The sequence below is a fragment of the Klebsiella sp. A52 genome, from assembly GCF_018388785.1.
Classification (GTDB): Bacteria; Pseudomonadota; Gammaproteobacteria; order Enterobacterales; family Enterobacteriaceae; genus Klebsiella; species Klebsiella aerogenes.
Genome location: NZ_CP074437.1, coordinates 4,895,227 through 4,917,373, shown reverse-complemented (window position 1 = coordinate 4,917,373; position 22,147 = coordinate 4,895,227). Strand labels below are relative to the sequence as shown.

Below are 22,147 nucleotides of genomic sequence, written 5' to 3'. Positions count from 1 at the left end.
AGCGCACACTCCGCCCGTGGCTATTTTAACGCGGTATTTCCGCCGACTGATAGCCGCGGCTTAGACGCATGAACAGCATGGCGGTGGCGGCGAATCCGCATAGCGCCGCGCACATCAGCCACCAGCCCGGCGCGCTTTTATCACCGGTGATTTCGACCAGCGCGGTGGAAATAGCCGGCGTCAGCCCGCCAAAGATAGCGGTGGCGAGGCTAAATGCCAGCGAAAAGCCCACGGTGCGGACGTAAACGGGCATCACTTCCGTTAGCGCCGCCACCATCGCGCCGTTATACATACCGAAAAAGAACGAGAACCACAGCAGCACCAGCGTCATGCGGGTGAAATCCGGCGCGGCGGTGAGCCATTGCATCACCGGCCAGGTGGTCAACAGCGCCAGGATGGTAATTCCCATCAGCACCGGGCGGCGGCCTATCTTGTCTGAGAGCGCCCCGCCAATCGGTAACCAGATAAAGTTAGAAATACCGACCAGCATCGTGACCAGCAAGCTTTCGCGCGCGCTCAGATGCAGTACCGCTCTGCCGTAGGTTGGGGTATAGACGGTAATAAAATAAAAGGTGGTGGTGGTCATCGCCACCAGTAAAGTGCCCGCGCTGATGATGCGCCAGTTTTTAACAATAGTGGTCAGTATCTCTTTCGTATCGGGACGATGCTTACGCTGCAGAAACGCTTCGGTCTCCTGCAGCGAACGCCGGAGTACGAAAATCAGCGGGATAATCAGGCAGCCGATAAAGAAGGGGATGCGCCAGCCCCATTCTGCAATCTCGTCGTGACCCAGCGTTTCGTTCAGCGCGTAGCCAATCAGCGCCGCCATGACGATGGCCACCTGTTGGCTGGCGGACTGCCAACTGGTATAGAACCCTTTTTTCCCCGGTTTGGCGATTTCCGACAGGTAGACCGACACACCGCCGAGCTCGACCCCGGCCGAGAACCCTTGCAGCAAACGGCCAATTAAGACCAGCACCGGCGCCAGCACGCCGATGGTTTGGTAGCCCGGCACCAGCGCAATCAGTAACGTGCCGCAGCCCATAATCGCCAGGGTGACCATCAGCCCTTTGCGGCGACCGATCCTGTCAATATAAGCCCCTAATACCACCGCGCCGATGGGGCGCATCAGGAAGCCGGAGCCAAACACGGCAAAGGTGAGCATCAACGCCGCGAACTCGCTCTCTGCCGGAAAGAAGGTTCTGGCGATATAGGTGGCGTAGAAACCAAACAGAAAGAAGTCGAATTGCTCGAGAAAATTACCGCTGGTTACGCGGAGAATTGCGCCGAAGGTACCGGCGCGCGAGGTTGGTTGGGTCATAGGGTTTGCTCTCCATTGTCTTTATCTTGTTGTTATAGAGGTAAGAGGGAGCGGGTTAGTCGCCTGCGACTGCCGCCTGTTTTCCGCGCCGCTTCTCAATCGCCCACTTGAGTAACGCCGCACAGCGATAAAATCCGTGGGCAAATTTTCCGTAAGGCAGCGTTAAAAACAGCGCCATCACCACCCCGAGATGGATAGCGAGCAGAATGCCCATCCACGAGGTGTCCCGGCCCGCCAGTAGCGCGAGCCCGGTAAAACTGGTCAGTAGCAACAGCAGGATAAAAGCGCGATCCATCGGTTTTTGCCGCGCGTCGCCGTGCAGCGGCGAGCGGCGCAGATTCAGCCATAGCAAACCCGCAGGGCCTACCAGCAGCCCGATGCCGCCGAGCGTGCCCAGCAGTACCGGTACGCTAAAGAACGGGTAGGGCGCCTCCCAACCGGCGAGATAGTGATAGCCCGTGGCCACAACCGTGGCGGCGAAACAGAGCATGAAACCGTAGAAAGTGAAGTGGTGAAAACGGCGGCGCATCAGGGTGAAGGCGTCATCGGCCTCGTTACAGCCTTTACCGTGTCCGCCGTCGAGATATTTCAACGTCAGCGCATCATGTGAGGCCCTGGCGATATCGCCAGCCTGCGGTTGGCCCGGCGAGATCTCGCGCCAGAAACGAATCACCCCGCTCATCAGCAATCCGATAGCTACGATGAAAACCGAACCGAACATCCACGCCAGCAGGTTATGCGGGAAAATCTGGTAGAAATCACCGGCCAGCGGCGGGTGCAACAGAGAGCCTTTGAGCCCCAGCGCCAACAGTAGAAACAGGACAAGACCCGCGACCAGCGCCAGCACCGTGGCGATCCCCGCACGGCGATATAAACTGCCGAAAGCGGCGGGCCGGGCGTAATGTTGATAGGTTTCCAGCCGCACTTCCGCCATCGCTTTGGGAACATTAATCGCAAACTCGTGCGGCGGGGCATACTGGCAGGCGTGCAGGCAGGCGCCGCAGTTGTGGCACAGGTTCGCCAGATAGTTAATATCCGCCTTGCCAAATTCCAGACGCTGGGTCATGGCCGGAAATACGGCGCAAAAGCCTTCGCAATAGCGGCAGGCGTTACAGACCTGCATCACCCGTTCGACTTCCGCTTCCGGCTCGGTGATGATTTGCGCCTCGATGATCAGCTTTTCAAGCGACTTCATGATGTTTCTCCTGCTGTGCCGCCAGGGCGGCTTGCTGACCGGCAATGCGGCCGAATGTGGTGCCAATCGACATGCCTACGCCGGCGGTATAGCCTTTGCCCAGTACGTTGCCGGCCATCATTTCGCCGGCGACAAACAGGTTGCGGCTCGGCTTACCGGCAAAGTGGACGGCGGCGTGTTGATTGACGTACAGCCCGAGGTAGGTGAAGGTGATCCCTGGACGCAGGGCATAACCATAATAAGGCGGCGTATCGATAGGCCGCGCCCAGTGGGTCTTCGGCGGCGTCAGGCCGGAGGTGGTGCAGTTATCAAGACGGGTATGGTCGAACTGGCCTGGCGTACAGGCGGCATTGTAGCTGGCGATGGTCTGTGACAAACGTTCGCCGTCCAGCCCCAATTGGCGCGCCAGTTCTGCGATGGTATTGGCCTGGGCGCCCGGAAATACCGGCGGCATAAATTGTCCAACGGCTTTGCTGTCGATGATCGAATAGCCGATTTGCCCCGGCTGGTGGGCGACCAGACGGCCCCAGATGGCGTAACGTTTGGGCCAGAAATCTTCCCCTTCATCATAAAAGCGCTCGGCATCGCGGTTCACCACCACCCCCAGCGACACGCAGTCGACGCGGGTACAGATGCCGCCGTCATAGAGCGGCGCCCGGGCGTCAATGGCGACGCAGTGCGACTGTGAAGGATCGCCGATGATATCGGCCCCGGCATCGATCATAAATTTGAGCAGCACTCCCTGATTAAAACGGGTGCCGCGGATGAGAAAGTTGTCTGCAGGCCATTCGCCGCGCTCATTTTGCCCCCAGGCTTCGCGCAGCCACTCGCGGTTAGATTCAAAACCGCCGGCGGCGAGCACGCAGGTTTTAGCGGCGATCCGCTCAGTGCCTGCCAGCGCGGCGACGAATTCGCCATCACGTAATTCAAGCGCCTGTACCGGGGTGTTATAGCGGATCTGTACGCCCATCTGTTCGGCGCTGCGGTAATAGGCATTGACCAGGGCTTTGCCGCCGCCCATAAAAAAGGCGTTAGTGCGGGCGACGTGCAGGGCGCCGGATAACGGCGGTTGAAAGTTAACGCCATGGCGGCGCATCCAGTCCCGACAGTGCGACGAGGTGCGGATCACCAGACGGGCCAGCGCTTCGTTGGTATTGCCGTCGGTAACGCGCAGCAGATCCTGCCAGTATTCTTCTTCCGGATAGCTGTCGACTAAGACATCCTGCGGCGCATCGTGCATACAACGCAGATTACGCGTGTGCTGAGAGTTACCGCCCCGCCATTCCCGCGGCGCGGCTTCCAGCAGCAGTACGGATGCGCCTGCTTCCCGGGCGGTTAAGGCGGCGCATAACGCGGCGTTGCCGCCGCCAATCACCAGTACATCCACCATTATCGGCTCCATTACGCTTTGACTAATTGTTAAATTTGTAATGGAAATGTAAGGTGCAGGGGCGGCAGGCGCTATGGCGTAAAGCTAAAGGGGGGTTTAGTGTGTGTAAAGACTGGCGCCCGGCCAGTTGCCGGATTCAACTAGCTGGCGCATGACTTTTGCCAGCATTACCCGTGCCGCAAGGCCTGCCGGGGTGAGTTCGTCATCGGAAAGACTGACCAGAAAATTCGGTCGGCTAAGTACCGGATTATCGACGCCGATCACTCTTAGCGCCTGGCTGTCGAGATGAGAAATCGCCGCGCCCGGCTGCAGCGTGGCGCCGAGCCCGTCACGAACGGCGCGCATCAGCAGGGCCAGGCCATCGATTTCAGCCACCACGTCAACGTTGATGGCGTGCTCCTGGCAAATAGCGTCCAGCCTGCCGCGCAGGCCATGCCCCTGGCTTGGCATAATCAGCGGGATGGCGGCCAGTTGGTTCGGGGAGATGCTATCGCCGGGCAGCGGCGCCAGCACGTCATGGGCGCCAATCAGGAACAGACGTTCCTCAAGAATGGGTCGGGCGCTCCAGCGCAGGATCTTCTCTTTCTGGAAAACGATGGCTAAATCGAGCTGGCGGGTGTTGATCATCCGTTCCAGATTGCCGGAGAGGCTCTCCACCAGGTGCAGGCGGACGTCGGCGTAGCTTTCGCGCATGGCGTTGATAAAAGGTACGCCCAGTACAGAAGCGGTGCTCGGCGCCATACCGACGCTGACGTGACCGGAAAGGCGCGCTTCACGCGCGGCGAGAATGGCATCGTCAGCATGGCGCAGCGCCAGTTGCGCCTGCGAGTAAAAGGCGAGGCCGGCGCTGGTGGGCATTACGCCGCGCGAAGTCCGTTGCAGCAGGCGGATAGCGAGTTCATTTTCCAGACGCGCCATTTGCTGGCTGAGCGCAGAGACGCCAATATTCAGATCGAGCGCGGCGCGGCCCATACTGCCGGTTTCCACAATGCGGACAAAATAGCGTAGCTGGCGCAGCTCCATATTGACTCTCCGTACAAGGCGTTATGCTCTGACAGAATACGCATGCCGGTGGATTTCGCCCATAAAAAAGCCAACCTTGAGGTTGGCTTTTTACAACAAACGAGACGGGAAATTATTTATTCACCGCATCGTGGGCATGTTCATCTTCGCGGCAGTCGCCTTCCGCACAGTGGCCGTACAGGTACAGGCTGTGGTTGGTTAAGCGGATGCCGTGTTGCGCAGCAATTTCACGTTGGCGGGATTCGATAGAATCATCGCTGAACTCGATCACTTTGCCGCAATCGAGGCAAATCAGGTGATCGTGGTGGTGCTGCTGAGTCAGCTCGAATACGGATTTACCGCCTTCGAAGTTGTGACGAGTCACGATGCCTGCATCGTCGAACTGGTTCAGCACGCGGTAAACGGTAGCCAGACCAATCTCTTCACCCATATCGATCAGGCGTTTATATAAATCTTCCGCACTGACGTGATGGTTATCCGGTTCCTGCAACACTTCCAGAATTTTCAGTCGGGGAAGTGTGACTTTCAGGCCAGCCTTCTTTAATGCGATATTGTTGTCAGTCATGCGGAATCTGTCCTGTTGCTAAAGATCGGCTTCCTTCAAAGGGAAGCAATACAGAGAATCACCCGATGTAATGCGTCTCATTATAGAGCTGCAACTCTGAAATGAAAACTGCAACCATCGCGCCTTGTAAGCTGTCAAAAACGAATTACCAGCTACAAACTGTGTCACGTGACCTCGTGGAATCAGAGGACATTGTACAGATATGTGATGAAAAGTTAAAAACTTGTAGCTATTAGTTTGATTGCTTTTATCTATTAATTCAGCGCAGCTTAATAGCTGCGCTGTTTGATTCTTAGGCGTTTTTGATTTCTTCCAGATGCAGCTCTTCGGAAATCTGCTTCACCCACTTCTCAACGCGCTCGTTGGTCAGTTCCGGCTGACGGTCTTCATCAATCGCCAGACCTACGAAGTGATCGTCGTCTGCCAGGCCTTTAGAAGCTTCAAAGTGGTAGCCCGCGGTCGGCCAGTGGCCAACGATGGTTGCGCCGCGCGGTTCAATGATGTCACGAATGGTGCCCAGCGCATCGCAGAAGTATTCTGCGTAATCTTCCTGGTCGCCGCAGCCAAACACGGCTACCAGCTTACCGTTGAAGTCGATCTCTTCCAGCGTCGGGAAGAAGTCGTCCCAGTCGCACTGCGCTTCGCCGTAGTACCAGGTTGGGATGCCGAGCAGCAGAATATCGTGGCTTTCCAGATCTTCTTTGCTGCTCTTGGCAATGTCGTGAACTTCAGCAACGTCTTTACCGAGCTGCTTTTGGATCATTTTTGCAATATTTTCGGTGTTGCCGGTGTCGCTGCCAAAAAAGATGCCGATGATTGCCATGAGTAAAATAACCTCTTGAAACTTAATGATGTGGTAGTGGCATTATGCCTACAGTTAACGGCAATCATAGCAGAACAGGGAAGGGCGCGGAAACAGCAATAACGTCCTGGTGCACACTCTGCTACATGAAAGCGATTTTTTTGCGTTTTTCAGACTTCGCCCTGATTACGCAGGCAGGCCAGTTGGTGCATCAGCATCTCTTCGATAAGATCGCTGCGGCTCATGTTGCGGGCTTCCGCCAGCTCATTAAGCGCGTCGACCGCATCGGCGTTGAGCTTCAACTCAACGCGCTTCAAGCCGCGAACTTTATCGCGTTTGAGCTGATTGCGTTTGTTGATGCGCAGTTGTTCATCGCGCGAAAGCGGATTGGTTTTCGGTCTACCCGGGCGACGCTCATTTGCGAACAAATCTAATGTCGTTCGGTCCGTTTGTTCTTTTGCCATGATTCAGAGTGACTTCGGGGAAACAAGCTGCCGGGCTATAGCCGGCGCAGATAGCGCGCCATAATACATCAGGCGAACCGCCGCGCCAACGACCGCGGGCATTATGCCGCGCGGTCGGGCGTTTTTTAGCCACTCAGGCTTCAATTGTGCTCAGATAACGGCGAATTGCGCGTAAAACCGCCTCGGGTTTTTCCGCATGCACCCAGTGTCCGGCGCCGGCAATGACGTGAGCGCGGGCCTGCGGGAACTGCGCCAGCAGCGCGTCGCGGTATTCATCGGTGACATAAGGGGAGTTGCCGCCGGGAATAAATTGCGCCGGGTGCGGCCAGGCTGGCACCGTTTCCCAGCCGACAATATGCGGGTATTGATCCCACAGCGCCGGCACGTTGAAGCGCCACGCGCCGTCGACAAAGGATTTCAGCAGAAACTGAATGACGCCTTCTTCATTTATATGCTCGCGCATCACCTGCGCCGCCTGCTGGCGGGTGCTGGCGGCGGATTCGCTGACGGCGTTAATCGCCGCGAAGATCTCATCGTGACGGCGGACGTGATAAGCCACTGGCGCAATATCAATCGCCACCAGCCCGGCGATGCGATCCGGCGCCAGCGCGGTCAGCGCCATCACCGCTTTGCCGCCCATTGAATGGCCGATAAAGGTCGCTTTCTCTATCTGATGATCGTCAAGAGTATCCAACAGATCCTGCGCCATCGCGCGGTAGGTCATCTCCGGCGAACGCGGCGATAAGCCGTGGTTGCGCATATCGACCTGCAATATATCGTAGTCGGCGACCAGATCGCGGGCGAGGATCCCAAGGTTGTCCAGGCTGCCGAACAGGCCGTGTACCAGGACGATTGGGGATTTATTGTGCGGGTTTTGTGCAGATTGCGCTCGGCTATTTAATTTCATGGCAAAGTTCTTTTTTTCGCTCCGTCGGGTTAGGGTATTATGTTGGACATTCTGCCATTAGGCTGCAAGACCCGGAAGCATTCTGAGTTTTACCGCCATCCTGGTTTGACGCTATTCGCGGTTGGGATTTGTCCTCTATCTGATGCCTTTTGCGCAGTAGTGTGAAAGACAAAGGATAGTTAATCCCGACGACTTGTATTCAGAAACAAAGAAATCGCACTGGATTAAGATGAAAACAATCGAAGTTGATGATGAGCTCTACCGCTATATTGCCAGCCACACTCTGCATATCGGCGAGAGCGCATCCGACATTTTACGGCGCATGCTGAAATTTACCGCCGTTTCTCAGCCTGCATCTGGCGCGCCTGCGGCGAAAGCCGCGCCGGCGGCTGCTCCTGCGGCGGCGCCAGTCGTCGAAGCGAAGCCGGCCAACCCGGTTAAAGATAAAGTCCGCGCCATGCGCGAACTGCTGTTATCTGACGAATACGCTGAACAAAAGCGCGCGGTTAACCGCTTCATGCTGGTATTGACTACGCTTTACTCGTTAGACAGTAAGGCTTTTTCAGAAGCCACTGAATCTCTGCACGGGCGCACCCGCGTATACTTCGCCGAAGATTCACGGACGCTGCTGAAAAGCGGTAATCAGACCAAACCGAAACAGGTTCCTGGTACGCCGTGGTGGGTTATCACCAATACTAATACCGGCCGTAAATGCAGCATGATCGAACACATCATGCAATCAATGCAGTTCCCTGCGGAGCTGATTGAAAAGGTTTGCGGCACGATCTAGTTAATTAAACTTTGCACCAGAAGGATCAGGCAATGGCAATCGATAAACGTGCGGGTCAGCCGGCACAACAGAGTGATTTGATTAACGTCGCCCAGCTGACCGCTCAGTACTATGTGCTGAAGCCGGAAGCGGGTAATGCGGAGCATGCGGTTAAGTTCGGCACCTCCGGCCATCGCGGTAGCGCAGGGCGCCACAATTTCAATGAGCAGCATATTCTGGCGATTGCGCAGGCGATTGCGGAAAACCGCGCGAAAAATGGTATCACCGGCCCGTGCTACGTGGGTAAGGATACCCACGCTTTATCCGAACCGGCATTCATTTCCGTGCTGGAAGTGCTGGCGGCGAACGGTGTTGATGTGATCGTTCAGGAAAACAACGGTTTCACTCCGACGCCGGCGGTCTCCAACGCGATTCTGGTGCATAACAAAAAAGGCGGCCCGCTGGCGGATGGTATTGTGATCACTCCATCGCACAACCCGCCGGAAGATGGCGGTATCAAGTACAACCCGCCAAACGGCGGCCCGGCTGATACCAACGTGACGAAAGTAGTGGAGAACCGCGCTAATGAACTGCTGGCCGCCGGTCTGCAGGGTGTGAAGCGTATCTCTCTCGACGCCGCGCTGGCGTCCGGCCACGTAAAAGAGCAGGACCTGGTGCAGCCGTTTATTGAAGGGCTGGCGGATATCGTCGATATGGCGGCTATCCAGAAAGCGGGCCTGAAACTGGGCGTCGATCCGTTGGGCGGCTCGGGTATCGAATACTGGAAACGTATCGGCGAGCACTACAAGCTGGATCTGACCATCGTCAACGATCAGGTCGATCAGACGTTCCGCTTTATGCACCTTGATAAAGATGGCGCGATCCGTATGGACTGCTCTTCCGAGTGTGCAATGGCGGGTCTGCTGGCGCTGCGCGATAAGTTCGATCTGGCCTTCGCCAACGATCCGGATTACGACCGTCACGGTATCGTGACTCCGGCTGGGCTGATGAACCCGAACCACTATCTGGCGGTGGCTATCAACTACCTGTTCCAGCATCGCCCACAGTGGGGCAAAGATGTTGCGGTTGGTAAAACGCTGGTTTCTTCGGCGATGATTGACCGCGTGGTTAACGATCTGGGCCGTAAGCTGGTGGAAGTGCCGGTAGGCTTCAAGTGGTTTGTTGACGGTCTGTTCGACGGCAGCTTCGGCTTCGGTGGTGAAGAGAGCGCCGGGGCATCGTTCCTGCGTTTCGACGGCACGCCGTGGTCCACCGATAAAGACGGTATCATCATGTGCCTGCTGGCGGCGGAAATCACCGCGGTCACCGGTAAGAACCCGCAGGAGCACTATAACGAGCTGGCGGAACGCTTTGGCGCCCCGAGCTACAACCGTCTGCAGGCCTCCGCCACTTCCGCGCAGAAAGCGGCGCTGTCTAAGCTTTCGCCGGAAATGGTGAGCGCCGATACGCTGGCGGGCGATCCGATCACCGCGCGTCTGACCGCGGCGCCGGGCAACGGCGCTTCTATCGGCGGGCTGAAAGTGATGACCGACAACGGCTGGTTTGCGGCCCGTCCGTCAGGCACCGAGGACGCCTACAAAATCTACTGCGAGAGCTTCCTTGGCGAAGAGCATCGCAAGCTAATTGAAAAAGAAGCGGTAGAGATTGTCAGCGAAGTGCTGAAAAACGCCTGATTGTCCTATCAGCATCAGGCCCCCTGCGGGCCTGATTTTTTTCGCAAGGAATGCGATGAAATTACAACGGAAGTCCCTTTTTTTGTTCTGGGCGTGGATGGATCTCTTTTTCGTCCTGCAATTCTTATGGTGGAATATTTCCCACCGCCGTCTTCCTTTCTACGACGATCTACTGGCGTATCTTCAGCTGCTGCACACTTACGGCGCAGCGGCGGCCTGGCTGTACCCGCTGAATGTTCTGCTGATTATCAGCATTCCGCTGTCGATGATCCTATTTTTCCGTCAGAGCCGCTATGCGCTGTGGTTGGCCTGGGGGCAGGCGCCGCTCAGGCTGGTATTTATGCAGCCTTCGCTGTCGCTGGGTCTGTGGCTGATTCAAGCCGCCGGCGTCAGGAATTTAGCGATCCTGGCAGGCTTCCTGCTGCTCTCTGAAGGGCTGAAAATCGCCACTCTCTGGTACTGCAGAGGCGAATTTCAGGGCATAAAGCGATAGCCAATCCCGGTTTCGGTCTGCAGATGCTGCGGCCGCGCCGGGTCAACCTCCAGCTTTTGCCGTAAGTGCCCCATATAAATCCGCAAATAGTGACTGTGTTCGACGGCGTTAGGCCCCCATACCTGATTCAGAAGCTGGCGCTGGGTGAGCACTTTGCCCGGATTGTTCAGCAGCGCCGCCAGCAGGCGAAACTCGATGGGCGTCAGGTGAATTTCTTCACTGCCGCGCACGATACGGCGGGCGGGGATATCGACGCTAATATCGGCAAAACGCACCACCGGCTCATCGGCCTGCGCGCTGCCGTGACGGCGCAGCGCGACGCGTAGCCGCGCCTGCAGTTCACCGATGCCGAACGGTTTACTGAGGTAGTCATCGGCGCCGGCGTCAAGGGCGGCGATTTTGTCATGCTCTTCGCTGCGCGCCGACAGCACGATAATCGGCATTTGGCTCCACTGGCGGACTTCGCGGATAAAATCATTACCATCCCCGTCTGGCAGGCCAAGATCGAGGATCGCTAAATCCGGTTTGCGGGTGGCGGCTTCGATTAGCCCGCGCTGCAGGGTTTCGGCTTCAAATACGCGCATGCCGTCAGCTTCCAGCGCGGTGCGCAGAAAGCGGCGGATAGCGTGTTCGTCTTCGATGATTAAAACGTTAATCACAATTCCTCGGTTAACTCTTCCAGTTCTGGGGGCGCTTCTCGCGGCAGTGTAACACGGAAACAGGCGCCGCCCTCCGGACGGTTGCTGGCGGTAATGCTACCGTCGTGCACCTCGACAATGGCCTGGCAAATGGCCAGCCCCAGGCCGACGCCGGGGATAGCAGACTCTTTATTACCACGGGCGAATTTATCAAAGATAGCCTGTTCCTGGCCTGCCGGGATCCCCGGACCATTATCCCAGACTTCAATGATTAACTGCTGCCTATCCGCTTCGGCGTGAATGCCAATCTGCGCCTGCGCGCCGGCGTATTTATGCGCGTTCTCCAGCAGATTAATCAGCACCCGTTCAAACAGCGGGCCGTCAACGTGGACCAGCAGCAGCGGGTCCGGCAGCGTCAGCTGGATGCGCTGGCCGCCAAGCCCAGGCTCCAGCATACGCAGGGCGCTGCCAACAACCTCTTCGAGGGTTAACCACTCTTTGTGCAGATTAAAACCGCCGGACTGGATACGCGCCATATCCAGTAGATTATTCACCAGCCGGGTGGTGTTGAGCACGTGCTGGCGAATTTCGTTGGCCTGCGGCGCGTGCTTCGAACCTTCACTGGCCAGATCGAGAGTGAGGATCTCCGCCTGGCCGAACAGGACCGTCAGCGGCGTCCGCAGATCGTGAGAGAGGGCGGCCAGCAGTGAGTTGCGCAGGCTTTCGCGTTCGCTGGTCAAGCGCGCCTGCTCTTCGCTGGCGGTCAGGGTCAGGCGCTCAAGGGCGCTGGCCACCAGCAGGGTAAAGGTTTCCAGCAGTCGCTGTTGTTCCGGGATCATCAGCTGACGCAGATTTTCCGGTTCGACCAGCAGCAGCCCCCAGGTGCGGGCGGCGCTTTGTAGCGGCAGAATTTGATACGGTACGCCGGGGAGAGTGTCGGTGCCGGCCCCGGCTGGCTGGCCTTTATCAAAACTCCAGCGGGCAATCGCATCATCCCACGAGAAAACGCCGGATTGCTGGGTCATCGGCTGCAGCTGCCCGTTCTCATCCGGCAGCAGTAGTTGGCTGCGGGCCTGAAAAGTGGAAGTAATAAAGCGTTCGCTGGTAGCGGCGATATCTTCGCGGCTGCGTCCGACCGCCAGCGCTTTCGACATTTCATACAGATGCCGGGTACGTCGCTCGCGATAACGCGCCACCCGCGCCTGGTAACGCATCCCGGCGGTCAGATTGCCGATCACCAGACCAACGGTCAGCATCACGCCGAACGTCAGCAGATACTGGACGTCGGAAACCGCCAGCGTACCGCGCGGAGCGACAAAAAAGAGATCGAAGCTAATGACGTTGATAAAGGTCGCCAGCACCGATGGCCAGCGGCCATACAGTAGAGCGATTATCACCACACCCAGTAGATACAGCATCACCAGGTTGGCGGCCTCAAAGGCCATCAGCCACTGCATGGCAACCACGGTGATAATGGCGCACAGCGCCACGGCCAGCAGACAGCCCTTCAACTGCTGGCGCCACTTATCGATCGCCGTGCGGTTGTCGTTCGCGCGGGCGGGCAGAGAAGCCGGTTTTTCATCCAGCGCGATCACCACCAGATCGAGGTCCGGGGCGCGGCGCGCCAGACGGTCGGCAAATCCGGCTCGTTCCCACCAGCGTCGCTCCCCCTGGCGACCAATCACAATTTTGCCGAGGTTATGTTCGCGAGCGTAATGCAGTACCGCTTTTTCTTCCGATGGATCGGAGAGGGTGGCGGTTTCGGCGCCTAACTCTTGCGCCAGCTTCAGCGCCGCGAGGATCGCCCGCCGTTTGGCCTCCGGTAGACGGTGCAGCGAGGGGGTTTCCACGTATACCGCGTGCCAGACGCTGCCGAGCCTGGCCGCCAGCCGGGCGGCGGCGCGAACCAGTTTTTCGCTGCCGGTGTTGTGGCCGATGCACAGCAGAATGGCGTCGCGGGTGTGCCAGACTTTTTCCTGCCCCTGGCGGTCGCGCCAGGCGCGCATTTGTTCGTCTACCCGGTCGGCGGTACGGCGCAGCGCCAGCTCGCGCAGGGCGATCAGATTACCTTTGCGGAAGAAGTTTTCGATGGCGCGTTCGGCCTGGCCGCCAATGTACACCTTGCCCTCATTCAGGCGCTGGCGCAGATCGTCCGGCGGCAAATCCACCAGAACTACATCATCAGCGGCGTCAAAGAAGGGGTCGGGGACGGTTTCGCGCACCTGCACGCCGGTAATACCGCTGACCACATCATTGAGACTTTCAAGATGCTGGACGTTGACGGTGGTGAAGACGTCGATACCGGCTTCGAGCAGTTCTTCGACGTCCTGCCAGCGTTTCGGGTGGCGCGAACCCGGCGCGTTGCTGTGCGCCAGTTCGTCCACCAGGATCAGCGCCGGACGGCGGGCCAGCGCGGCATCAAGGTCAAATTCATGGACGTAGCGTCCGCGATGGGAAATGCGTTTTTGCGGGAGGGTGCTGAGCCCCTCCAGCATGGCGGCGGTATCTTTGCGGCCGTGGGTTTCCGCCACGCCGATCAGAATATCCAGCCCCTGAGCGCGCAGCCGCTGCGCTTCCGCCAGCATTGCCCAGGTTTTGCCCACCCCGGCGCAGGCGCCGAAAAACACCTTCAGCTTGCCGCGATGCGGCGCAGCGGTTTGTTGCAGCAGACGGTCGGGGTCCGGACGCAGCGGCTCGTCACTCATTGATTAATCCTTTAGGGCATCCAGCGCCATATTCAGTTGCAGTATATTTACCACAGGTTGACCGAGAAAACTGAGCAACGGTTTTTGCGTCGCCTGATCCACTAGCTGTTTCACCTGCGCGTCGCTGAGATTGCGCGCTTTAGCGACGCGCGGTACCTGCCACAGCGCCGCGGCAGGGGTCAGGTTGTTATCCAGCCCGCTGGCCGATGCGGTAACCAGCTCGACCGGCACCGTTGGGTTCGCTTGCGGGTTCGCGGCGCGTAACGCCTGTACCCGTTCGCTAATCGCTTTATCCAGCGCCGGATTGCTGACCGCCAGATTACTGCCGCCAGAGGCCAGCGGATTATCCGCCACCTCTGCCGTCGCGGAAGGGCGGCCGTGGAAATAACCGGCTGCGGTAAAGTTCTGCCCGATCAGCGCGGAGCCGCGCACCTCGCCGTCGATTTGGATCAGCGAGCCGTTAGCCTGCTGCGGGAACCACCACTGCCCTAAGGCGGTAGTCAACAACGGATACAGGCCGCCAGTGAGCAGGGTTAACAGAATAAATAGCACAAATGCCGGACGAATCAATGACATGGTAGTTTCCTCACACCAGACCGGTCAGGGTCAGCAACAGGTCGATGGCTTTAATACCAACGAAAGGCACAATCAGGCCGCCGAGGCCGTAAACCCACAGGTTGCGGCGCAGCATCGCCGATGCCGACAGCGGACGATAGCTCACGCCCTTGAGTGCTAAAGGGATCAGGCAGACGATAATCAGGGCGTTGAAAATAACCGCGCTCATGATCGCCGAAGAGGGCGAGTGCAGATGCATCACGTTCAGCATCGCCAGCTGCGGATAGGCGGCGGCGAAGGCGGCCGGAATAATCGCGAAATACTTGGCGACGTCGTTGGCGATACTGAATGTGGTTAACGACCCACGGGTCATCAGCATCTGTTTACCGATATGCACCACTTCAATCAGCTTGGTCGGGTTTGAGTCGAGATCCACCATATTGCCCGCCTCTTTCGCCGCCTGGGTGCCGGAGTTCATCGCGACCGCTACATCAGCCTGCGCCAGCGCCGGGGCGTCGTTGGTGCCGTCGCCGGTCATCGCCACCAGCCGTCCTTCCGACTGATACTGGCGAATCAGCGCCAGCTTGGCTTCCGGCGTCGCTTCGGCCAGAAAATCATCAACCCCCGCTTCGGCGGCGATGGCGGCGGCGGTCAGGCGGTTATCACCGGTGATCATCACCGTTTTAATGCCCATTTTGCGCAGCTGGGCGAAACGCTCTTTAATGCCGCCTTTGACGATATCTTTAAGCGAAATAATCCCCAGTACGCGCTCGCCTTCCGCGACGACTAGCGGCGTGGCCCCCTGGCGGGCGACCTCTTCTACCTGCTTATCGACATCGGCCGGGAAGTGGCCGCCGTTAGCTTCGATATGGCGGCGAATCGCGTCTACCGACCCTTTGCGGATCATACGTTGGTCGATGTTGATACCGCTCATACGGGTCTGGGCGGTAAAGGGGACAAATGTGGCGTGCAGCGACTGCAGGTCGCGTTCGCGCAGATTAAAGCGCTGTTTCGCCAGCACCACGATGCTGCGGCCTTCCGGCGTTTCATCCGCCAGCGACGACAGCTGGGCGGCATCGGCCAGCACGCGCTCTTCGACGCCGCGCGCCGGCAGGAATGCCGAGGCCTGACGGTTGCCGAGGGTGATGGTGCCGGTTTTATCCAGCAACAGTACGTCGACATCGCCGGCGGCTTCCACCGCGCGACCGCTGGTGGCGATAACGTTGGCGCCGAGCATTCTGCTCATCCCGGCGACGCCGATAGCGGAAAGCAGGCCGCCGATGGTGGTCGGGATCAAGCACACCAGCAGCGCGACCAGCACGGTAACGCTAACCGCATTACCGCTCCACGCCGAGAAGGGCCAGATGGTGGCGGTAGCCAGCAGGAATACCAGCGTCAGGGCGATCAGCAGGATCGTCAATGCGATTTCGTTCGGCGTTTTACGGCGCTGCGCCCCTTCAACCATGGCGATCATCCGGTCGAGGAAGGTTTCACCAGGGTTGACGCTGCAGCGGATCACCAGCCAGTCAGAAAGGATCCGGGTACCGCCAGTTACCGAGGCGAAATCGCCGCCGGACTCGCGGATCACCGGCGCGGATTCCCCGGTGATGGCGCTTTCATCTACCGAAGCGCCGCCTTCGATCACTTCGCCGTCGCAGGGGATAATGTCGCCGGCTTCCACCAGCACGATATCGCCTTTGCGTAACTCTTCCGCCGGGACGTGATCCATCGGGGCATCGTGCTGGGGCGCGCGCAGCTTACGGGCGAAAGCGGTTTTCTTCACTCCTTTCAGGCTATTGGCCTGCGCTTTGCTACGTCCTTCGGCCATGGCTTCGGCGAAGTTGGCGAACAGTACGGTAAACCATAGCCACAGGCTGACGGCGGCGGTAAAACCGGCGTGACCCGCGAGATACCCCACGGCCATGGCCATCGCCAGCAGGGTGGTCAGCACGCTGCCGATCCAGACGATAAACATTACCGGGTTACGCCACTGCACCGAGGGGCTGAGTTTTTTCACCGCATCCAGCAGCGCCTGACGCACCAGCGTCGGCTCCAGCAGGGCTAATTGTTTGCGACTCATAACAGGCTGCTCCGCATCGCTTAAAGTAAAGAGAAGTGTTCCGCCACCGGGCCGAGCGCCAGTGCGGGGATAAAGGTCAGGGCGCCGACCAGCAGGACGGTGCCGATCAGCAGGCCGATAAACAGCGCATCGTGGGTGGCGAGCGTCCCGGAGCTGGCTGGCTGAATTTTCTTATTCACCAGCGACCCGGCAATCGCCATCACCGGGACGATCACCCCGAAGCGGCCCACCAGCATGCAGAACGCCAGCAGCAGGTTCCAGAAGGTCGTGCCGGCGCTTAAGCCGCCGAAGGCGCTGCCGTTGTTGTTGGCCGCCGAGGTGACCGCGTACAACACCTCGCTAAAGCCATGCGGCCCAGGATTCAGCATGGCGCTGCGTCCGGCTTCGGTCATCATCGCCAGCGCGGTGCCGAGCAGTACCAGCGTCGGGGTCACCAGAATCGCCAGCGCGATCATTTTCATTTCGCGCACGTCGATTTTCTTGCCGAGATATTCCGGCGTGCGGCCAATCATCAGCCCGGCGATAAATACCGCCAGCATGACGAACAGCAGCATGCCGTACAGCCCGGAGCCCACGCCGCCGAAGACCACCTCGCCAATCTGCATCAGCCACATCGGCACCATGCCGCCCAGCGCGGTGAAGGAATCATGCATCGCGTTGACCGCGCCGCAGGAGGCCGCAGTAGTGACTACCGCAAACAGGCTGCTGGCGAGAATGCCAAAGCGGCTCTCTTTCCCTTCCATATTCAGGCTGCTGTCGGCGCCAAGGCTGAGCAGATGCGGATTTCCGCGGGTTTCCGCCCACATCACCACCGCCACGCAGACCACGAAAATCAGCGCCATCGCCCACAGGATGGCGCGCCCCTGACGGCGATCGCCGACCGCTTCGCCAAAGGCAAAACACAGCGCCGCCGGGATCAGGAAGATCGCCAGCATCTGCACCAGGTTGGTTAACGCCGTCGGGTTCTCAAACGGATGCGATGAGTTGGCATTAAAGAAACCGCCGCCGTTGGTACCGAGCATTTTGATTGCTTCCTGCGAGGCGACCGGCCCCATCGGCAGCCACTGGCGAACGCCTTCCAGGCTGGTGAATGGCTGATAAGCCTGCAGGTTCTGCGGCACGCCCTGTTGCACAAAGAACAGCGCGATCAGCAGAGAAAGAGGCAGTAGCAGCCACAGCGTAATGCGGGTCAGGTCGACCCAGGCGTTGCCGAGGGTGCTGACTTTTTGTCGCGCCCAGGCGCGGGTCAGTACGAAGATCACCGCAATACCGGTCGCGGCCGACAGGAAGTTTTGCACCGCCAGGCCCGCCATCTGGCTGAGATAGCTCATGGTGGTTTCCCCGGCGTAGGCCTGCCAGTTAGTGTTGCTGACGAAGCTTACCGCGGTATTCAACGCTAAATCCCATGACAGGTTGGGGAAGTGCTGCGGATTGAACGGCAGCCACCCCTGACACATCAGCAGCGCCATCAGCGCCGCGAGACCAATAGCGTTAAACAGCACAATGGCTATCAGGTACTGCCGCCAGTCCATCTCCTGGCTGCGAATCCCCGCCAGCCGCCAGATACCGCGCTCAACGCCGGCAAGTCCAGGAAGCGGAACATCGTTGATCATTCGCGCCAGCAGCGAACCGAGTGGCCGCGCCAGCACCAGCAGTACCAGCAGGAAGCTGGCGATAAGTAAGAACCCTTGCGCGGCCATCAGAACGCCTCCGCATGTATCAGGGCATAGACCAGATACGCCAGCAGCAGGAACACCAGCGTTACGCCGGCAATGATGCCTGTAGTCACTTTCCACCTCCGGGTGTGTCTCTTATTGATATACCGAGAGGGTAGGAATTTCGGCGCAAAGATTTCGCAAAAATCGCCGCGGGCGGTGTAAAAAAAGTATAAAAATGGCTAAAGGCACAATTTAACTAATGATTAGTATTAATTTAACTTTTTTGTAACTAAGTTACGCCGTGAATGTAAATTAAGTATAAATAAGTGCTTTTTAGTGGTCGGATGAGTAGTAAAATTACAACCAGCGCGGTACTATTTGTGCAGACAAACATTGTGACATTTACCGGCGTTGCTTGCCGGCCTGACAAAGGGGAGAGAAATTATGGCGTTGTACAAAGCTTATCCTGCTCACATTATCCTGATGCGTCGCGCTTTCGCCGTCGTGGCCGGGGTTGCTGCGCTGCCGGTGATGCTGTTCTGGAAAGATCGTGCCCGTTACTACAGCTGGCTGCATCGCGTATGGGCGAAAACCAGTGAGCAGCCGGTATGGATGGCGCAGGCGGAAAAAGCCGCGCACGATTTCTACTAATCCGCGCTGCTGCGACGAATATAAAACCGCCGGTTGACGACCGGCGGTTTTTTTTCGTCTGCTGTCTACACTTAGCTTTCACGCGCCGTGGCAGAATTGGCAGGTGCTTATTTTGCCGCAGCGCGTTATTTTGCCGGCCTGAGTGATGAGTTTTGCTTACGGAGAGTGAGGAGTTTTATGGCCACCCATCTGGTCTGGTTTCGCATGGATTTACGCCTTCACGATAATCTGGCGCTGGCCGCCGCCTGCCGCGACCCGCAGGCGCAGGTGCTGGCGCTGTATATCGCCACGCCAGAGCAGTGGCGCCAACATTATATGGCGCCGCGCCAGGCGGCCTTTATCGCCAGCCATTTACGCAGCCTGCACGCGGCATTAGCGGAACGCGGTATTCCGCTGCTGGTAGAAGAAGCGGACGATTTCGCCGCCAGCATCGAGCTGCTGACGCGCTTCTGTAAACAGCACCAGGTGAGCCATCTATTTTATAACTATCAGTATGAGTTTAATGAGCGCCGGCGCGACGCCGGTGTTGAGAAAAGCCTGACAGACGTTACCTGTCAGGGGTTTGACGACAGCGTGCTGTTGCCGCCGGGCAGCGTTATGACCGGCAGCCGCGAGATGTATAAAGTCTTTACGCCGTTTAAAAATGCCTTTATCCGCCGCCTGCGTGAAGGGCTGCCGGAGTGCGTGGCGGCGCCTAAACCACGCTCGTCAGCCGCCCGTCAGGCGCCGCCGCTGCCTGAAATCAACTATCCGCAAACGGCATTTGACACCGATCTGTTCGCGGCGGATGAAAAAACGGCGCTGGCTCGATTGCGCGCGTTTTGCCAGCAGCCGGCGGCGGATTACGATCAGCAGCGCGATTTCCCGGCAATAGAAGGAACCAGCCGACTGTCGCCGTGTCTGGCGGTAGGCGTACTGTCGCCGCGCCAGTGCCTGCATCGCTTGTTACGGGAGCAGCCCGGCGCGCTGGATGGCGAAGCGGGCGCAAGCTGGCTGAACGAGCTTATCTGGCGCGAGTTCTATCGTCATCTGATGGTTTACTACCCGAAACTGTGTAAAGGCCGGCCCTTTGTCGCCTGGACCGACAAGGTCGCCTGGCGCAGCAATGAGGATGAACTGCGGGCCTGGCAACAGGGGCAAACCGGTTTCCCCATCGTCGATGCCGCCATGCGGCAGCTTAACGCCACCGGCTGGATGCACAACCGCCTGCGGATGATTGTCGCCAGCTTCCTGGCGAAAGACCTGCGCCTCGACTGGCGGCAAGGCGAGCGCTATTTCATGAGCCAACTGATAGACGGCGATTTGGCGGCCAACAACGGCGGCTGGCAGTGGGCGGCCTCGACCGGTACCGATGCAGCTCCTTATTTTCGTATTTTCAATCCGACGACCCAGGGCGAGAAATTTGATAAGCAGGGCGAGTTTATTCGCCGCTGGCTGCCGGAACTGGCGGAAGTGCCAGAGAAAGCGCTGCATCAGCCGTGGCTGTGGGCGGATAAACAGGGGGTAACGCTGAGGTACCCGCGCCCGCTGGTTGACCATAAGCAGGCGCGGCTGGAGACGCTGGCGGCCTGGGAAGCCGCCAGATAGTTTCTACTCTACCGCCAGTTGGCGGGTTTTGACCTTCACGGAGTGATACAGCCAGATGACCAGCACCAGGCCGACGCAGGCCAGCGCGCCCCAGGTGATCTGGCTGAAGACGTCGATATAGGCTTCAATCGAATAGTTAACCGCGCCGGCGGCATCAAACGACGCCTGCGACGTCTGGTCGGCGATGACGCCGGCCAGATAGTTGGCGATCGCCCCGGAAAGCAGCATATAGATACCGGTCAGCACCCCGGTGACGCCGGGGATTTCGATCCGGGTGATTTGCGACATCGCTACCGGATCGATAAACAGTTCGGCGAAACCCATCACCGCCAGCCCCAGTACCATTAGCGGCATGGAGGAGTGGCCATACGCGGCCGACCAGCGGGCGCTTAAGGTCAGAATGCAGAAGCCAGCGCTCATTAGCCCGAGACCGAGGGCGAATTTTCCCCAGATACGCACGGTGCGGTTGCCCTTGATGTTTTCTTTGACCAGCCATGCCAGCACCATACCGCAGAGCATCACCGCAAAGGCGTTAACCGACTGGAACATCGCGGTTGGTACTTCATAGCTCATGACGTGGCGGTTCACGAAACGGTCGATATACAGGCTTATAGAGCTGCCGCCCTGCTGGGCGAAGGCCCAGAACAGCAGGCTAAAACCGGTGAGGACGATAATCAGGCGCAGCTCTTTGCGCTGTTTGTCGTTCTCCGCGCGCAGATAAATGCGCGCCAGTACCGCCAGGCCAATCACCGTCGCGACGATCAGCGCATACACCGACCACTCCTGCCAGAACAAGACGGTAATCAGCAGCGGCGTCGACACCAGCAAAACCAGCAGCCAGCCCCAGTTTGGCAGGACAAAGGTCCGCGCGCGCAGCGCCTCGCGGTTAACGCCGGTGGTATGGCGAAAGTGGCGACCGCCGCAGAGGAAAATGACCAGTCCGGCAATCATGCCGACTGCCGCCAGCGCAAAGCCCATCGCCCAGCTGTACTCTTCCTGCACGTAGCCGCAGGCGATAGGTGCGATGATCGAACCAATATTGCCCGCGGCGTACATCAGCGAGAAGCCGCCATCGCGGCGCGGATCGGTCGGCTCATACAGTTCGCCAAGCAGGCAGCTGACGTTGGATTTAAACAGTCCGTAACCGCAAACGATGATTGCCAGCGATAAATAGAGGAAGGTGGGGGCGACTTCGCTGGCGCCGAGCACCAGGTGACCGATAGCCATGAGTAGCGCGCCGAGCATCACCGCCATGCGGTTGCCGAGCAGTTTGTCGGCGAGGAAGCCGCCGAGAATAGGGGTGACGTAGACCAGGGAGCAGTAGGCGCTAAACAGAGTATAGGCGTGGTTATCGTCGTACTTGAGCTGGTTGGTGAGGTACAGGATTAACAGCGCCCGCATGCCGTAAAAACTGAAGTATTCCCAAATTTGCAGCGCAACGACGAAATAGATCGCCCGTGGCTGTGAAGTTTGTCTGTTCATGTAACGTTCATTTCCTGGCCGTAAAACGAAAGTCGATCTTTCTGCATGAATAGCGTTTGTCTGGTGTTATTCATGGCCTAAATGGCTTTCTGGTTATTTAATATGCTTTATAAGTGCATAAATATACACTAATGCGCGGTGAGGGGAAGAGGCAATTTGGGCGATTAC

At 58.3% G+C, this 22,147-nt stretch carries 20 protein-coding genes; 5 read left to right on the top strand and 15 right to left on the bottom strand.

Annotation, left to right across the window (positions count from 1 at the left end; translation table 11 throughout):
- Window positions 1-25 precede the first annotated feature (25 nt).
- From KGA69_RS23310 to ybfF, 8 genes are all read right to left on the bottom strand, one after another.
- The gene (locus KGA69_RS23310; RefSeq protein ID WP_045392992.1) at window positions 26-1,321 is read right to left on the bottom strand and encodes an MFS transporter; all 1,296 of its coding nucleotides are present in this window, start codon (window positions 1,319-1,321) and stop codon (window positions 26-28) included.
- A gap of 55 nt (window positions 1,322-1,376) precedes the next feature.
- Window positions 1,377-2,516 carry a tricarballylate utilization 4Fe-4S protein TcuB gene (gene tcuB / locus KGA69_RS23305; protein ID WP_045392995.1) on the bottom strand — a complete coding sequence of 380 codons (1,140 nt, stop codon included), beginning with the start codon at window positions 2,514-2,516 and terminating at the stop codon, window positions 1,377-1,379.
- Entirely contained in the window at window positions 2,503-3,906 is a 1,404-nt protein-coding gene (gene tcuA, locus KGA69_RS23300) for an FAD-dependent tricarballylate dehydrogenase TcuA (RefSeq protein ID WP_045392998.1), read from the bottom strand. Before tcuA ends, tcuB begins: the two co-directional genes overlap by 14 nt.
- A 96-nt stretch (window positions 3,907-4,002) precedes the next feature.
- A complete protein-coding gene (gene tcuR / locus KGA69_RS23295; RefSeq protein WP_045393001.1) occupies window positions 4,003-4,929 on the bottom strand; it encodes a tricarballylate utilization LysR family transcriptional regulator TcuR in 927 nt (308 codons plus the stop codon).
- A 112-nt stretch (window positions 4,930-5,041) separates the two neighbouring features.
- Window positions 5,042-5,494: a ferric iron uptake transcriptional regulator gene (gene fur / locus KGA69_RS23290; RefSeq protein ID WP_015367698.1), complete on the bottom strand. Its 453-nt coding sequence runs from the start codon at window positions 5,492-5,494 to the stop codon at window positions 5,042-5,044.
- Window positions 5,495-5,786: 292 nt separating this feature from the next.
- Complete coding sequence (gene fldA / locus KGA69_RS23285) at window positions 5,787-6,317, bottom strand: flavodoxin FldA (RefSeq protein WP_015367697.1); 531 nt, start codon at window positions 6,315-6,317, stop codon at window positions 5,787-5,789.
- Between the two features lie 149 nt (window positions 6,318-6,466).
- Window positions 6,467-6,760, bottom strand: coding sequence for a LexA regulated protein (ybfE, locus tag KGA69_RS23280; RefSeq protein ID WP_015367696.1), 294 nt, complete (start codon window positions 6,758-6,760; stop codon window positions 6,467-6,469).
- Between the two features lie 133 nt (window positions 6,761-6,893).
- Entirely contained in the window at window positions 6,894-7,667 is a 774-nt protein-coding gene (gene ybfF / locus KGA69_RS23275) for an esterase (protein ID WP_045393004.1), read from the bottom strand.
- Between the two features lie 229 nt (window positions 7,668-7,896).
- Between ybfF and seqA the strand changes: the two genes are divergently transcribed.
- Genes seqA through KGA69_RS23260 form a run of 3 tightly spaced genes read left to right on the top strand, consistent with a single transcriptional unit; the run spans window position 7,897 to window position 10,623 of the window.
- Window positions 7,897-8,457, top strand: coding sequence for a replication initiation negative regulator SeqA (gene seqA / locus KGA69_RS23270; RefSeq protein WP_045393006.1), 561 nt, complete (start codon window positions 7,897-7,899; stop codon window positions 8,455-8,457).
- Between the two features lie 32 nt (window positions 8,458-8,489).
- The gene (pgm, locus tag KGA69_RS23265; RefSeq protein ID WP_015367693.1) at window positions 8,490-10,130 is read left to right on the top strand and encodes a phosphoglucomutase (alpha-D-glucose-1,6-bisphosphate-dependent); all 1,641 of its coding nucleotides are present in this window, start codon (window positions 8,490-8,492) and stop codon (window positions 10,128-10,130) included.
- Window positions 10,131-10,185: 55 nt separating this feature from the next.
- On the top strand, window positions 10,186-10,623 hold the full coding sequence (locus KGA69_RS23260) for a hypothetical protein (protein ID WP_045393008.1): 438 nt from the start codon (window positions 10,186-10,188) through the stop codon (window positions 10,621-10,623).
- On the opposite strand, the gene kdpE is transcribed toward KGA69_RS23260, so the two are convergent.
- From kdpE to kdpF, 6 genes are read right to left on the bottom strand one after another with little or no spacing between them, the layout of a single operon-like run.
- A complete protein-coding gene (gene kdpE, locus KGA69_RS23255; RefSeq protein WP_045393011.1) occupies window positions 10,605-11,282 on the bottom strand; it encodes a two-component system response regulator KdpE in 678 nt (225 codons plus the stop codon). The two genes, KGA69_RS23260 and kdpE, sit on opposite strands and share 19 nt — an antisense overlap.
- The gene (gene kdpD, locus KGA69_RS23250; protein ID WP_063447456.1) at window positions 11,279-13,966 is read right to left on the bottom strand and encodes a two-component system sensor histidine kinase KdpD; all 2,688 of its coding nucleotides are present in this window, start codon (window positions 13,964-13,966) and stop codon (window positions 11,279-11,281) included. Before kdpD ends, kdpE begins: the two co-directional genes overlap by 4 nt.
- Before the next feature lie 3 nt (window positions 13,967-13,969).
- A complete protein-coding gene (gene kdpC, locus KGA69_RS23245; protein ID WP_045393015.1) occupies window positions 13,970-14,542 on the bottom strand; it encodes a potassium-transporting ATPase subunit KdpC in 573 nt (190 codons plus the stop codon).
- A gap of 10 nt (window positions 14,543-14,552) precedes the next feature.
- Window positions 14,553-16,601: a potassium-transporting ATPase subunit KdpB gene (kdpB, locus tag KGA69_RS23240; protein WP_045393018.1), complete on the bottom strand. Its 2,049-nt coding sequence runs from the start codon at window positions 16,599-16,601 to the stop codon at window positions 14,553-14,555.
- Window positions 16,602-16,621: 20 nt separating this feature from the next.
- Window positions 16,622-18,301 (bottom strand): potassium-transporting ATPase subunit KdpA, encoded by a 1,680-nt coding sequence (gene kdpA / locus KGA69_RS23235; protein WP_045393021.1) that lies wholly within the window; start codon window positions 18,299-18,301, stop codon window positions 16,622-16,624.
- Entirely contained in the window at window positions 18,301-18,390 is a 90-nt protein-coding gene (gene kdpF, locus KGA69_RS23230) for a K(+)-transporting ATPase subunit F (RefSeq protein ID WP_020079348.1), read from the bottom strand. The genes kdpA and kdpF overlap by 1 nt, the downstream gene beginning before the upstream one ends.
- Before the next feature lie 313 nt (window positions 18,391-18,703).
- Between kdpF and KGA69_RS23225 the strand changes: the two genes are divergently transcribed.
- Both KGA69_RS23225 and phrB read left to right on the top strand, forming a co-directional pair.
- Window positions 18,704-18,910, top strand: a complete 207-nt coding sequence (locus tag KGA69_RS23225) for a DUF2517 family protein (RefSeq protein ID WP_015367687.1) — start codon at window positions 18,704-18,706, stop codon at window positions 18,908-18,910.
- Window positions 18,911-19,087: 177 nt separating this feature from the next.
- Window positions 19,088-20,497 carry a deoxyribodipyrimidine photo-lyase gene (phrB, locus tag KGA69_RS23220; RefSeq protein ID WP_045393024.1) on the top strand — a complete coding sequence of 470 codons (1,410 nt, stop codon included), beginning with the start codon at window positions 19,088-19,090 and terminating at the stop codon, window positions 20,495-20,497.
- Between the two features lie 3 nt (window positions 20,498-20,500).
- Here the strand turns inward: phrB and dtpD are convergent, their stop codons facing one another.
- Window positions 20,501-21,979, bottom strand: coding sequence for a dipeptide permease DtpD (gene dtpD, locus KGA69_RS23215; protein ID WP_213292692.1), 1,479 nt, complete (start codon window positions 21,977-21,979; stop codon window positions 20,501-20,503).
- Between the last annotated feature and the right edge of the window lie 168 nt (window positions 21,980-22,147).